We start from the raw sequence: 14803 nt of genomic DNA, 5'->3' as shown, positions 1-14803 counted from the left end.
TTTTTTTTGCTTAATATGCACCGCCTAGTGCCAATATACCTTTATATTCAAACCTTAAGCACAAAAAAGCCGCTGAGTGAATTAACTCAACGGCTGCATTAAAGCGATTTACGCTATCAGTTATTCTTTATCTTATTCTGCCTGCTGCTCAGCTTCAGTCAACCAGCTGGGATTGCACCACTCGTTTAAAATACCTAAGACTTTAGGTTTTCCAGTGCCTTTTAATGATGAGAAAGGCTCAACTTTTACCCAGTCACCAAATTCAGCCAGCTCTTTGCGCACGGCATTAACCGTTTTCATTTTGACATTTTGAGCAAGTTTATCGGATTTAGTCAGTAATGCTAAAACTGGAATTTCACTTAATACCGCCCACTCAATCATTTGCATATCTAAATCTTTTAACGGATGTCGAATATCCATCAACACAACGACACCGCTTAGACAGGCGCGCTCTTGCAAATATTCACCTAAGGCTTTTTGCCATTTATTCTTCATCGCTAAAGGTACCTTAGCAAAACCATAGCCAGGTAAATCGACTAAGCGACGGTTTTCATCTAACTCAAAAACGTTAATCAGTTGAGTTCGCCCAGGGGTTTTACTGGTTCTCGCTAAGTTTTTTTGCTCAGTAAGTGCATTTAAAGCACTAGACTTACCCGCATTTGAGCGGCCAGCAAACGCAATTTCTACTCCAGTATCACCAGGCAAGTACTGATCGAGATGTGCAATGTCTGGCGCACTAATTAAAAACTTGGTTTTTCGAAAATCTATACGCGTTTCTGACACGATTTACTCCAATAATTTTTAGGTAATACCTTAATTATGTAAGATTTGCTTACTTTTCCACATTTTCGTGTAAAATATTAGCCTGATCACAGTTTGTAGATTTTACCACGCTTGCGGGTCTTCCTAGTAAGCTCAGGACAATAAATTAAACAAGAAGTTGGAACGCCATGAAAAAGTTAGCTCTTGCGCTGTCTGTATTTGCCGCTATATCAACGCCTGCAATCGCTGAAGGTGATGTGGAAGCGGGTAAAACTAAATCAGTTATGTGTTCTGCCTGTCACGGTGTTGACGGTAACAGCATTGCTCCTATATGGCCTAAATTGGCCGGACAGCACGCATCTTATCTAGAAAAACAATTACATGATTTCCAAGCGGCAGCGAAAAGCGGCGGCAAAGAAGGTCGTAATGATCCTACCATGACTGGCATGTCATTGCCTTTATCTGAACAAGATATTAAAGATGTTTCTGCTTATTACGCAAGCCAAACTCAAACGGTAGCTGATGTGGCCAATGTGCCAGCCGAAGGTGAGGCTTTATATAAAGGTGGAGACATGGCTCGTGGCATTACTTCATGTATGGCTTGTCATGGACCAGACGGAAAAGGCGGTGAGCTAGCAGGCTTCCCTGCTATTGGTGGTCAGCATGCTGATTACATCAAGATTCAGTTAACCAAATTCCGTGATACAAGTCGTAACAATGATTTAAATGGCATGATGCAGGATGTGTCTAAAAAGTTATCTGACAGTGACATTGAAGTTTTATCTCAATACATTTCAAGCCTTAAGTAATTTTTTATTCACAAATTGATGAAGCTAAAAGGGTGATTATTCACCCTTTTTTATTACTCAATGTTTACGTTTACGTAAACTTATCAATATTCACGCTTGACAGAGATCACGCTTTTAGGGTTAAATAGCCCCGTACCGAGATGAACCCAACTGTGAGAACAAAAATATTAATTCTACTTCACAGATTTCGGATACGTTTACATTTAAGATATAAGAATAAAATTAATAAATAACAATAATATAAATAAGACCACTCACTAATAATAATAAGAGTCGTGATTTCAGCTTGAAATCCAGGTCATACAGAATTTGTAAGGAACAGACCTTATTGGTCGATACGCTTAAATAGCACTCCCTTACGCAACAGAGATAGAACCCCATAAGGACACTACTTTAAGGATTAAAGTAGCAGCATAGGAAGCTAATTTGCTTAGGATGCACTTGCGGAGGCTTGTTTATCACTGGAAGGTACTTTTAAACACGGATTGTTTACTCATGTCATTGAAGACAACTAAGGATATTGATGAGTCATTGAAGACCATCTACGGAAGCTGTGGTCAGGACGGCAACAGGATATAAAAAAAGTGTCATTGAAGACCGATAACAACTAAAAATGCACGGAAAGCTCTAAAAATAAGATGGATACTGACCGGGATAGTCACATAGCAAGTATGGATACTTGGAATCAAAATTTGGTGCGATAAGCACTATCTTTCAAGGTGGCAGTTTACTGCCACCTTTTTTATTTCTTATTTTCATAAAATCTGCTATTGATTGATAATTATCATCTTTGTTGGGTCGCTTCTTATATCAATGATTAAATGCCCGTTGTGCAGCAATGCTGCTGAGTTTTTTATTCAAGACAAAAAAAGAGCATTTTATACCTGCTCTGACTGCCACCTAGTCTTTGCAAATCCACAATCATATCTAATGCCTGCAGCGTTAAAACAACGCTATGGCAGAGCCAATAAAGCCTCAAAGCAAAAACAGCTTGTTCAATTCATCCAACCTTTACTTACCCAAATTAGCGCTCAGCAACATGGGCCATTAACTGGCCTTAATTTTGGCCGAGTATTGGACAGTAATAGTTTAGATAAAATAGAACATGCAGGACACAGTCTTTATCAATACGACCCATTTATAAAAATTGATCAGCATATATTTAATCGCCAATATGATTTCATTTGTTGCTATCGAGTACTTGAGCATTTTCAACAACCCGCTAAAGAGTGGGTTTTATTATCTAGCTTATTAAAAGAAGGTGGCTGGTTAGCAATCAGCACCTCACTGCTAACTGATTTAAGCCTTTTTTCGAAGTGGCATTTTAAAAACAATCCCAGCCACGTGAGCTTCTATAGCCAACAAACTTTCGACTATTTGGCACAAAATAGCGAATTTAAGCTATTATTTGCAGCTAAAGAGCTCGTATTGATGCAAAAAACATCAAAGTCTGATATAAAGCGCATCCTTATTTAGTGCGAGGTGGCTCATACCCATCTAGCCAAATTTATACAACTACATGAGATCACCGATGGCTCGTAGCAAAAAATCGCGCAAGGGCGGCGAAAATGGCCCTAAACAAGCACCAAGAGTCAAAAAATCTGAGCGTAAAGCCATTGGCGGCAAAAAAACAGAAAGCGGCCGTAAGTCTGGCAGTCGTCATAATGAAGCGCTAATTGAAAAGCAATCACCGCATATCAAAACGACGAAAAATAACGATCCTCGCCATGGCAGTAAAAAGCCTGTTGCGTTAAATATTGCGCCTGTCGCAGAAAAAGCCGAAGCAAAAGTAAAACAGCCAAAGCTAACAGATGAGCAAAAATTACTTAAGCTTGAAGAAGACCCAAGATTTAACCAATTACTGGACTTATTAGAAGAAGGTAAAAACCTATCCGCTGACGATCAAAAGTGGTTAGATGGTCAACTTTCTAAAATTGAAGCCTTAATGGAAAAATTGGGTATTTCAGATGCAGAAGAACTTCCACCTCAAACAGGTAAAGTGGCATCTGATGATGATTTATATGATCGCTTTGAAACAGGTGCTGATGTCTTAAAAGACTACCAGTCATAAGAGTGTTTTAGATGGCATGCTTTAGTCGGCATGCCATTTTTATATCTTGCATAGTGAATAAGTTAATAAGGATAGTTTGTGTCTAGCATTGTTATTGTTATCGCCGTTGTTATTGTAGTTCTATTAGCGTGTTACGCAGTTTTCCTATTAAGCAAACTCAACAAACAGCAAAAAGAAGCACAAGCGGCCAAGCAGCAACGTTTAAACGATGCCAAACAAAAAAAGCTGAAAGTATTGGATGATATTAAATATATCGCTTCAGCAATGCTTGAAGAACGATGTGAGCCTTCAGAGGGTGCCATGCGTATCGCTAAATTATTTGAAGCATTATCCATGTCTGAACAAATGGCTGTTGAGTTCCCGAGCATTTTTGAGCATTACGACTGCATCAAAGCGCATCCGATTAAAGATGAGCGTAAAGCATTAGCCAAACAACAGCGAATGAAGCTAGATTTAGCGCGGATGAAGTCTGAAGCTAAACTAGAACAAGGCATACTCGATGATGCAAAAAAAATCACACAATTTCATTTCGTGCATTAGAGTTTATTAACGACTAAGACTTCTATTTGATAACAAGTCTCATTATTATCAATAAGTTAATATGAGGCAGGTTTCTGCCCCAAGTGCGTAGCTAAGGCTGTGAGCCATTGCACAAATTCACAAAACTTCACAGCTTTCTGGCTAAATATGGCCTTTCTAGCAACATCAAGTTTCAAATTTACAACGTAGTTCAAGGTTTTTTGTCAAAGATGGCTGCATACTTCGTCTATTGCTAATTTACTCGGAGGACGCGCCTTGAAGCAGCCCACACAAATAAGTTGGGATCAGTCGATGATCGAAAAATATAACTACAGTGGTCCACGCTATACGTCGTATCCAACGGCATTAGAGTTTGATGATACTTTTACTGAGCAAAACCTACTATCTGCTATCGAAACCAGTAAAAGCGATAAGCTGTCTTTATATATTCACATCCCCTTCTGCGCCAAGCTTTGTTATTACTGTGGATGTAATAAAGTCATTACTCGTCATGCTCATAAGGCTGATCAGTATATTGAATATCTTGCCAGCGAAATCATAAAACGCGCTCCTTTATTCAAACATTACACCGTGACTCAAATGCACTGGGGTGGCGGTACACCGACATTCTTAAACCCAGAGCAAATCTTAACCCTGTCTAAATTAATAAAAAGTCACTTTAACTTTGCAGATGAAGGCGAGTTCTCAATTGAAGTCGATCCACGTGAAATCGAACTATCGATGTTGGATACACTTAAAGAAGCCGGCTTTAATCGTATTTCTATTGGTGTTCAAGACTTCAATAAAAAAGTACAAGTTGCTGTTAACCGTGAGCAAGATGAGAAATTCATTTTTGACCTAATGGCTAAAGCAAAAGACATGGGGTTTGTGTCTACTAATGCCGATTTAATTTACGGCTTACCACATCAAACACCAGAAACTTTCGCTGAAACGATTCAGCGTGTTATTGAGCTATCACCTGATCGTTTATCAATCTTTAACTATGCTCATTTACCGTCTCGTTTTGCAGCGCAGCGTAAAATTAAAGATGAAGATATGGCATCGCCACAGCAAAAGCTCGACATGCTGCACCAAACCATTGAATCATTGACCTCTGCAGGTTATCAGTTCATTGGCATGGATCACTTTGCTAAGCCTGACGACGAGTTATCTAAGCTACAAAACGAAGGTAAGCTTCACCGTAATTTCCAAGGTTATACAACGCAAGAAGAGTGTGACTTGCTGGGCTTAGGTGTTTCTTCAATCAGCCAGATTGGTGATTGTTACGCTCAAAACCAGAAAGATATTCGCCCTTACTACGAGTCAATTGATGAAACTGGTCATGCATTGTGGAAAGGCTGTAGCTTAAATCGTGATGACGAAATTCGCCGTGTCGTCATTAAGCAAATGATCTGTCACTTCGATTTAGATTTAACTAAAATTGAACAGCAATTTGACTTGAACTTTGAAGAATACTTTGCAGAAGACTTAAAGCTGCTACAAACCTTCATCGATGACAAACTGGTTGATATTACAGATCGTAAACTAACAATTAGCCCTACAGGCCGTTTATTAATTCGTAATATTTGTATGTGTTTTGATGTTTATTATCGTCAAAAAGCACGTCAACAACAGTTCTCACGTGTTATCTAATACACGGAAATGAAAACAAAAAAACCGCTGATTTCAGCGGTTTTTTATTATCTAAACATTGATTACTTTTTTGATGCGTATAGTGCTTTTCTTTCACTGTCTGATAGAAATGCCATTTCAACGCCATTACGTTGTACTTGGGCAATTTGCTCATCAGATAGGTTAAGTTCAGACTTGGCAATACGATATTCATGCTGAATATCAATATTGCTCACACCAGGGTCATCGGTATTGAGTCCAATCAATACACCCGCATCTAAGAATTGCGTAAATGGGTGAGCATCATAATCAGCCACTGTAGAAGTATGTAAATTACTGGTAGGGCAAGATTCAATACCTATTGAGTGTTTAACCAAATACTCCATCGACTTAGGATCATGAATAGCATTTACACCATGCCCTATCCTAGTCGCACCTAGCTCTTGAATCGCTTGCCACATGCTCTCTGCACCAGCTGCTTCACCAGCATGTGCTGTAATCTGTAAGCCTGCATCACGGACTAATTTAAAATGTTCATTAAATAAGTCACCAGGGAAACCCAATTCATCTCCGGCTAAATCCATACCAACTAATGCATCACGGTGAGCAAGCAGACCTTCAAGCTCTAAGCGGCATTTTTCTTGACCAAACGAACGCGACATAATGCCAATAAGGTTAACTTTAACATCGTGCTCCTTCACACCAGCTTTGACACCATCAATGACAGCCTCAACCACACCTTCAATCGGTAAGTTGTGATTCATTGCCATATAATACGGGCTAAAGCGTAACTCGGTATAATCTAATCCTGATATGGCTGCATCTGCGACATTTTCATATGCGACACGTTTGACTGCATCTAAGTCCGCTAATACAGCTACCATCCAATCCAGCTTTTTTAAAAAAGCGACTAAGCTGTTTTCCTTACCTTGGATCTGAACAAACGGAGCAAGAGCTTCTAACGTTTGTGCAGGCAGCTTAATTCCATGCTGATGTCCGAGTTCCCAAATGGTATTGACTCTAACGTTGCCATCTAAGTGACGATGCAAATCAACTAATGGAATGGATGTATTGATCATTATTAACCCCTATTAATTTTTTAAGCTAAATCTGTTTTCTATATAATGAACATCTAGCATGGCGAAGTTTAACACGCCTCCACAAAAAAATGACGTTTTAATCGCCTAAATAGTACAATCAGTAACAAATATTTCCGCCTGAACCGCTAGCGTGCTAACTGTTGAATTGTTATGTTGTAACTGAGAAATTTAACCCAAAATTCAAAGTCTACATAGGGATACAACATGCGTAAGCTAATCTTGCCCGCGATAATCATGCTGTCAATAACTGGCTGTAAAATGACCACTGGCTCAAAAGCCCAATATTATCTTGGCGATAATTACAAAAGTGAAGAAGTCGCAAGCGAAACGCAAAATGTCTCAGCCAGCAAAAAAGTTGAAGACATGGACCTTCAATCAATTATAGATAAAGCCTGGCAAGTTAACTTAGATTTTTCTCCTCAGCTCGCTTATTCACTTGGTGATGAATCCAAAGCTTCACAACTACCCGACTTGTCGCCTGAGACACTGGCAGCCAAAAACATACGTCAGCAAGAACTCCTGTCATCTTTAAAGCAACTTGACCAAAACACGCTATCTGCAACAGGTAAGATAAATGCACAGTTGCTACAATACCAACTGCAAAATGAGGTTGATTTATACCGTTATAAAGATCATTACCTACCAATAACCGCAGAAAGTGGTTTCCATGCATATGTCGCATCTATGGCTAACGCCACATTCAACACAACTCAAGATTATGAAAACTACTTAACCAAATTAGCAGCGTTATCAAATTACTTTGCTCAACAGACCTTTTGGCTAAAACAAGGGCTAAGTAGTGGTATTACACCAGCTAAAGCGACTTTAACAGGGTTCGAAGACAGCATTAGCGCGTACATTGTGCCTGTAGAGCAAAGTCGATACTTCAAACCATTTACCCAATTTCCAAGTCACTTTACTGCTGAGCAAAAAGCGAAACTTGAGAAAAAAGGCAAACAAGTGGTCAGTGAACAAGTGCTCCCCTTGTATCAGCAGTTTTTTGACTTTATGACGCAAGAATATATCCCGAATGCGCGAACCTCGATTGCTGCTAACGATCTACCTAATGGCAAAGCTTTTTATCAAAACAGAGTTGCTTACTACACAACTCTTGATATGACAGCTGATGAAGTACACGCGCTCGGTCTTGAGGAAGTCGCGAGAATCAAAGCGGAAATGGAACAAGTGATATCAGATGTTGAGTTTGAAGGCAGCTTCGCTGACTTCCTACACTTTTTACGTACAGATCCTCAGTTCTACCCCAAAACGGCAGAAGAGCTATTAAAAGAAGCGGCATATATTGCCAAAAAAGCCGATGCCGTATTGCCTAAATACTTCGCAACGCTACCCCGCACGCCTTATGGTATTAAGCCTGTACCTGCCGAAATAGCACCTAAGTACACAACAGGTCGCTATTCTGGCTCCAATAGAGACGATGAGCCAGGCTATTACTGGGTCAATACCTATGCCTTAGATAAACGTCCACTTTATGAAATGGAAGCACTCACCTTACACGAAGCTGTACCGGGTCATCATCTACAAATATCTTTAAACAAAGAGCTAACTGATTTACCTAACTTCAGACGATACAGTTATATCTCTGCATTTGGTGAAGGTTGGGGTTTATACTCTGAATATCTCGGCCTTGAAGCAGGTTTTTATCAAGACCCGTATAGTAATTTTGGTCGCTTAACATATGAAATGTGGCGCGCTGCAAGACTTGTCGTCGATACTGGCATGCATGCTAAAGGTTGGACAAGACAGGAAGCCATTGACTTTATGGCAAGTAATACTGCGCTATCAATGCACAATGTGACCACAGAGATCGACCGTTATATTTCATGGCCAGGACAAGCATTATCATACAAAATCGGTGAGCTCACGATTAAGCGTTTACGCAATAAAGCTGAAGAAGCATTAGGCGAAGACTTCGATATCCGATTATTTCACGATGCGTTACTAGAAAATGGTTCAATCACCATGGAAATTTTAGAGCAAAAAGTAAATGAGTTTATAGCGGAACAACAGAAACAAGCTTAACTAAGTCAACGCTATATTGACTGGTTCTCTAAACCAGTCAATATAGCAAGTTTCCTCGCAACACATCACTTTCACTAAAATATCATCTGTTAGTTTGCTACACTGCCCCAATCTTATATCGATATATTCTCAGATAACCAAAGGTGAGTGATTTGTATTTTTCGTCAGAACAACAACTCAATAGCGATCAACAACAAGCATTCTGGCAAACAGTCACGCAATCCACCATGGTCAAAGAGAACATCTCCATCGCCTATGCTCATGTTAATCACCCACATAGTCGCAAAGCGATTGTAATAAGCAGTGGCCGAGTTGAAAGCTATTTGAAGTACAAAGAACTAATGTTCGATCTTTATCAACAAGGCTTTAGTTTATATATTATCGATCATAGAGGTCAGGGGCTTTCAACTCGAACAACCACCAACAAGCATCAAGGGCATATTAATAAGTTCCAAACATACATTGATGATCTAAATGACTTCGTTGAGCAAGTGGTTAAGCCACAAGCGCACCAAGATTTATATTTAGTTGGCCATTCAATGGGGGGAACAATTGGAACCTTATATATGCAGCAACATCCGACAGTATTTAATGCTGCTGTATTTTCCGCCCCCATGTATGGAATAAAGTTGCCATTTAATAAGGCTTTCATCCGCTCATTGGCAACACTATTAGATACTTACAATGAAAAACAACCAAATAAACAGCCTAACTACGTACTCGGCGGTACCAATTACCAAGCAGTAGAGTTCGAAAAAAACCATCTGACACATAGTCAAGCAAGGTACCAACAGATTTTAGATGTGTTTGCTCAACACCCTGAAATTCAACTAGGCTCACCCACTAATCATTGGTTACTTGAAGCAATTGATGCCGCAGAGCGCGCAATAAATGCAGCAGCATTAAGCATTAAGCCAATCCTGATACTCCAAGCGCTAGATGATGAAATTGTCGATAACATGGCGCAAAATAGAGCTGAGAATAACCTTTGCCAGATAAAAAGGATTGCTAACTGTCGCCATGAAGTCTTTGTCGAAGCAGATGAGGCACGCAACCAAGCACTACGTAGCTTAGTCACTTTTTTAAATCAGTATTGAATTTAGGCACTAAGACAAGGCATTAAAAGGCACCTTCCAAACCACACTTAAGGTCAACTCTGACTCTAGAAGGTGTTTTATGTCCTGTTGAGTTAGCGGTCGGCTAATCACATATCCTTGGAATAGATTACTCTTCAGCTGACTGAGTGTGGTTAATTGCTGTCGGTCTTCAATTTGTTTTACCACGACAGGGTAGTTAAGCTCTGTAGTCATATTAACCAATGAGGTGAATATGTTTCTCGAGTCTTCAGAAATCGTAATATCGTTGATATAACTTGCTGCAAACTTAACTTGTGAAAAATGGATCCCATGTAAACGATATAACGGACATAATCCTGAGCCAAAGTCATCCAAAGCGACTCTGACACCTAAACGTTGCAACGATTGTATTTTAGCTTTCGCCGTCACAGGATTAATCGAAAAGATATCCTCTGACAACTCCAATTGAATATATTCCGGTTTTACACCTCTAGACTCAATTTTTGATTGGATAACACTGACAAACATATCTTGATGAAAGTGCCTCGAGGAAATATTGATCGAAAAACAAGGACAAGAAAGTTCTGTATTGTGCAAGCTATCGATGAAACGGCACACTTCATCTAACATCCATAATTCAAGCTCAAAAATAGAGTTAGACAGCTCTGCGACTGGAATAAACTGCTTAGGACTAATGTAACCGAACTCAGGATGATGCCAACGCATCAGTACTTCGACACTTTCTGTATTACCATCAATATCAACAACAGGTTGATACACTAAAGACATTTGATTGAGCTTAATGGCTTTCTTTAATTCTTGATGAAGCTTTTGAGGTTCATGATGACTTCCATCTAGCTGCAGACTATGTAACACACAACTGTTATTGGGACTCTCTATGGCTTTACCTAAAGCAGTATCTGCCCTAGATAATAACTGACTCGGGTCTAAAGACTCCTTACCATCAAATACGACCATGCCAATTTGAGTAAAAACAGAAAAGTCTTGTCCTGAAAGATTAAAGCTTCGTCCAACAACTTGCCTGACTTCGCTCGCTAACGCTAAAGCCCGTTTGTTAGCATGTTCTAAGTTCGCCCCTAAGTTTTTAGCTGCAATAACAAACTCATCATCACCTAAGCGGCTCAATAAGCAACTTCCTGCAAAAGACCCCGCTAATCGTGCTGATATCTGCATTAATAATCTGTCACTCAATTGCTCGCCAACAGCTTCATTAACCAGCTTAATATTGCTCAAATTAATTAGCATCATAGTGCAATACTGACCAGACTTACGTGCATAAGCCTGTAAATCAAATAGTTCATTTGCTAATGCTTCACGGTCTTTAATATCAGACACACCAGCATGACTTTGGCGCTCTACAGTAATTTTTTGATTTTGCAGCTCTGCAGTGACATCAGTAATAGACCCAATCATGCGAATCGGATTACCTTTGTCATCCCACTGAATAATCTGTCCTTTATCCAGCACCCATATGTACTCGTTACTTTTATTGAGTAACCTGTGCACGCTCTCATAGTGATCGGTTTTATTAGCTAAGCATTGCTCAATAGCGCGTAGTACAGTGTTTTTCTCATCTGGGTGCAGTCTAGATTCCCACGCGTCATAATTATTTGTAACTTCACTCGTCTCATAACCTAATATTTCTTTCCAATTATCAGATAAGAAGACCTCATTCGTCTGGGTATTCCAATCCCATATGCCATTATTATTAGCACTGATTGAATATAGCCAACGCTGCTCAGAGTTGGTCACCTTTTGGTTATTATCTTGAATTAGCTTTTCAGCCTGCAATAACGATTCGCCAAGGTTATACACCTCTTCAACTAGACAATTAATTCTCGTGTTATCTGGTTTAGATTGCAGAACATTTTTTGCTCTTGTAGTTAATTGCTTTACCGGTCTGACTAATAGCCAATATAAAGCCCAACAGAAAAATACGACAAGTAAGCCACCTGCTCCCCAGATGAAAACAAAGCGTTTTTGTAACTGATCTGATGCATCAGCAATAAGTGAAGAAATATCATATTCTAGATAAATCACATCTACAGCACTTGAGTAGCTGTAATTAGAAGATGTGTTAATAGGGTAATAAGCTTGAATTGATAAACGGTCTTTATTGACCTTGATAAAAGACTCACCATCGGCAACAACTTGTTGATGAATATCGTTTGAATAACCTTCAACAACATTCTGCGCATCACTTTCTCGCCAAATTACATGGTTAGCAAACTTGATCCTACTAGAAGCATCAAGAATGACATACACCATCATATGGCTATCAGTAGAAACTAAGGATACTTCTTGCTCAATTCTCGAAATATCTTGTACAGACAGAGCTGACTCTACCACATGGATCATCCTAAATAGATCTTTCTGAATCTGTTTAGTCTCTCTTGCTGCGACCTCTGAACGTAATTCATCTCTCTCATAGTAAAACTCTCCGCTAACTAATAATAAGTACAGAGAACATAAGAAAAATGGCACTAAGAACGATAGTGAAAAAGAAGGTCGCTTTGGCAAATGTACACCGTTAGTTGTTAATAAGAATGTATCGCATTGATAACATACTAAAGACAAACACAATCAACAACTATAAAAACGACTTTAACCAAAACATAATACATTTGTCTGATTATTAAGGGATATTAACGCTCTTCCAGCATTTTTATATACGAATTAATTAGCTATTAGATAAAAACACAAATAAGAAATTTCGTTTGCTTAAGTGACACATTGTGAGGAAAAATCTACCAGTGCTCATAATGAGCTCACACAAAAATGAGAATAACTTTCACAGCAACCTGCCTCAATGATCAAACACAAAAAAGCCCGTTACGTGAGTAACGAGCTATCTGCTCTCTTAAAAGAGAAATTAGGCACTTAGCAATGACCTACTTTCACATTGGCATATCAATCACACGATCAGCAGTTGATGTGTCTAAACTTAAGCTATAGCTTTGTTTCCGAGGATGTATTCTTAAACTACAGACACAAAAAAGCCCGTTACGTAAGTAACGAGCTATCTGCTCTCAATTAAGAGAAATTAGGCGCTTAGCAATGACCAACATTTACATGGGCATATCAAACAAACTATCAGAAGTTGATGAGTCTAAAATTGAGCTTTAGCTTCGTTCCTGAGCATGTTTATCTTAAATTACAGACACAAAAAAGCCCATTACGTGAGTAACGGGCTATCTACTCTCTTAAAAGAGAAATTAGGCACTTGGCAATGACCTACTTTTACATGGGCATATTGACCACACTGTCAGCAGTTGATGAGTCTAAACTTAAGCTTTAGCTTCGTTCCTGAACCTGTTTATCTTAAATTACAGACACAAAAAAGCCCGTTACGTGAGTAACGGGCTATCTGCTCTCTTAAAAAGAGAAATTAGGCACTTGGCGATGACCTACTTTCACATGGGGAGACCCCACACTATCATCGGCGCAATTGCGTTTCACTACTGAGTTCGGGATGGGATCAGGTGGTACCACAATGCTATTGTCACCAAGCAAATTCGGGTGTTAATCGCTTATCGCAATTAACTAAATTCGGAAAGCTGTTTGAGTTTTCTACTTTACTAAGCGCTTTATATTCTTCACTAAGTCTTACCTTCAACAGTAAGTAATAAATCTAGTTACCATCAACTCAGATAAAAACTCATCTGGGTTGTATGGTTAAGCCTCACGAGTCATTAGTACAGGTTAGCTCAACGCCTCACAACGCTTACACACCCTGCCTATCAACGCCCTAGTCTCGAACGGCTCTTTAGAGGAATTAAATTCCTAGGGATGACTCATCTTAGGACTCGCTTCCCGCTTAGATGCTTTCAGCGGTTATCGATTCCGAACGTAGCTACCGGGCAATGCTATTGGCATAACAACCCGAACACCAGCGGTTCGTCCACTCCGGTCCTCTCGTACTAGGAGCAGCTTCCTTCAATCATCCAACGCCCACGGCAGATAGGGACCGAACTGTCTCACGACGTTCTGAACCCAGCTCGCGTACCACTTTAAATGGCGAACAGCCATACCCTTGGGACCGACTTCAGCCCCAGGATGTGATGAGCCGACATCGAGGTGCCAAACACCGCCGTCGATATGAACTCTTGGGCGGTATCAGCCTGTTATCCCCGGAGTACCTTTTATCCGTTGAGCGATGGCCCTTCCATACAGAACCACCGGATCACTATGACCTACTTTCGTACCTGCTCGACGTGTATGTCTCGCAGTTAAGCTGGCTTATGCCATTGCACTAACCGTACGATGTCCGACCGTACTTAGCCAACCTTCGTGCTCCTCCGTTACTCTTTGAGAGGAGACCGCCCCAGTCAAACTACCCACCAGGCACTGTCCCGAACCCCGATTAGGGGCCGCGGTTAGAACATCAAAACTACAAGGGTGGTATTTCAAGATTGACTCCACTCCATCTAGCGATTGAGCTTCAAAGTCTCCCACCTATCCTACACATGTAGGTTCAATGTTCAGTGCCAAGCTATAGTAAAGGTTCACGGGGTCTTTCCGTCTAGCCGCGGGTATACGGCATCTTCACCGCAATTTCAACTTCACTGAGTCTCGGCTGGAGACAGCGTGGCCATCATTACGCCATTCGTGCAGGTCGGAACTTACCCGACAAGGAATTTCGCTACCTTAGGACCGTTATAGTTACGGCCGCCGTTTACTTGGGCTTCGATCATGAGCTTCTCCGAAGATAACCCAATCAATTAACCTTCAAGCACCGGGCAGGCGTCATACCGTATACGTCATCTTGCGATT

At 40.2% G+C, this 14803-nt stretch carries 10 protein-coding genes and 2 rRNA genes (1 of these 12 cut by a window edge); 7 read left to right on the top strand and 5 right to left on the bottom strand.

The features are described from left to right. Positions 1 to 132 precede the first annotated feature (132 nt). Positions 133 to 783 (bottom strand): ribosome biogenesis GTP-binding protein YihA/YsxC, encoded by a 651-nt coding sequence (yihA, locus tag SJ2017_RS00245; RefSeq protein ID WP_080914515.1) that lies wholly within the window; start codon positions 781 to 783, stop codon positions 133 to 135. 167 nt (positions 784 to 950) lie between these two features. On the opposite strand from yihA, the gene SJ2017_RS00240 reads away from it, so the two are divergent. From SJ2017_RS00240 to hemN, 5 genes are all read left to right on the top strand, one after another. Then, positions 951 to 1571, top strand: a complete 621-nt coding sequence (locus SJ2017_RS00240) for a c-type cytochrome (RefSeq protein WP_055025819.1) — start codon at positions 951 to 953, stop codon at positions 1569 to 1571. A gap of 813 nt (positions 1572 to 2384) precedes the next feature. Continuing rightward, entirely contained in the window at positions 2385 to 3047 is a 663-nt protein-coding gene (locus SJ2017_RS00235) for a methyltransferase domain-containing protein (RefSeq protein WP_080914514.1), read from the top strand. A 55-nt stretch (positions 3048 to 3102) separates the two neighbouring features. Further along, complete coding sequence (gene yihI / locus SJ2017_RS00230) at positions 3103 to 3642, top strand: Der GTPase-activating protein YihI (protein WP_065110308.1); 540 nt, start codon at positions 3103 to 3105, stop codon at positions 3640 to 3642. A 78-nt stretch (positions 3643 to 3720) separates the two neighbouring features. Then, positions 3721 to 4182 carry a DUF2489 domain-containing protein gene (locus SJ2017_RS00225; RefSeq protein ID WP_080914513.1) on the top strand — a complete coding sequence of 154 codons (462 nt, stop codon included), beginning with the start codon at positions 3721 to 3723 and terminating at the stop codon, positions 4180 to 4182. A 255-nt stretch (positions 4183 to 4437) separates the two neighbouring features. Next, on the top strand, positions 4438 to 5814 hold the full coding sequence (gene hemN, locus SJ2017_RS00220; RefSeq protein ID WP_080914512.1) for an oxygen-independent coproporphyrinogen III oxidase: 1377 nt from the start codon (positions 4438 to 4440) through the stop codon (positions 5812 to 5814). A gap of 62 nt (positions 5815 to 5876) precedes the next feature. Here the strand turns inward: hemN and add are convergent, their stop codons facing one another. Next, complete coding sequence (gene add, locus SJ2017_RS00215; RefSeq protein WP_080914511.1) at positions 5877 to 6872, bottom strand: adenosine deaminase; 996 nt, start codon at positions 6870 to 6872, stop codon at positions 5877 to 5879. Between the two features lie 225 nt (positions 6873 to 7097). Here add and SJ2017_RS00210 point away from each other — a divergent pair, with 225 nt between their 5' ends. Continuing rightward, positions 7098 to 8933 carry a DUF885 domain-containing protein gene (locus tag SJ2017_RS00210; RefSeq protein ID WP_080914510.1) on the top strand — a complete coding sequence of 612 codons (1836 nt, stop codon included), beginning with the start codon at positions 7098 to 7100 and terminating at the stop codon, positions 8931 to 8933. A 152-nt stretch (positions 8934 to 9085) separates the two neighbouring features. Continuing rightward, positions 9086 to 10030, top strand: a complete 945-nt coding sequence (locus tag SJ2017_RS00205) for an alpha/beta fold hydrolase (protein ID WP_244899744.1) — start codon at positions 9086 to 9088, stop codon at positions 10028 to 10030. Between the two features lie 9 nt (positions 10031 to 10039). Here SJ2017_RS00205 and SJ2017_RS00200 read toward each other — a convergent pair whose 3' ends face one another. The 3 genes from SJ2017_RS00200 to SJ2017_RS00190 all read right to left on the bottom strand — a co-directional run. After that, positions 10040 to 12550: a bifunctional diguanylate cyclase/phosphodiesterase gene (locus SJ2017_RS00200; protein WP_080914509.1), complete on the bottom strand. Its 2511-nt coding sequence runs from the start codon at positions 12548 to 12550 to the stop codon at positions 10040 to 10042. Between the two features lie 874 nt (positions 12551 to 13424). Further along, positions 13425 to 13540, bottom strand: a 5S ribosomal RNA gene (gene rrf / locus SJ2017_RS00195). A gap of 161 nt (positions 13541 to 13701) precedes the next feature. Further along, positions 13702 to 14803 (bottom strand): 23S ribosomal RNA (locus tag SJ2017_RS00190) (it continues 1790 nt past the right edge of the window).

Source organism: Shewanella japonica, assembly GCF_002075795.1.
Taxonomy (GTDB): Bacteria; Pseudomonadota; Gammaproteobacteria; order Enterobacterales; family Shewanellaceae; genus Shewanella; species Shewanella japonica.
The sequence above is the reverse complement of the archived record's forward strand: the minus strand, read 5'-3'. Positions and strand labels throughout refer to the sequence as shown.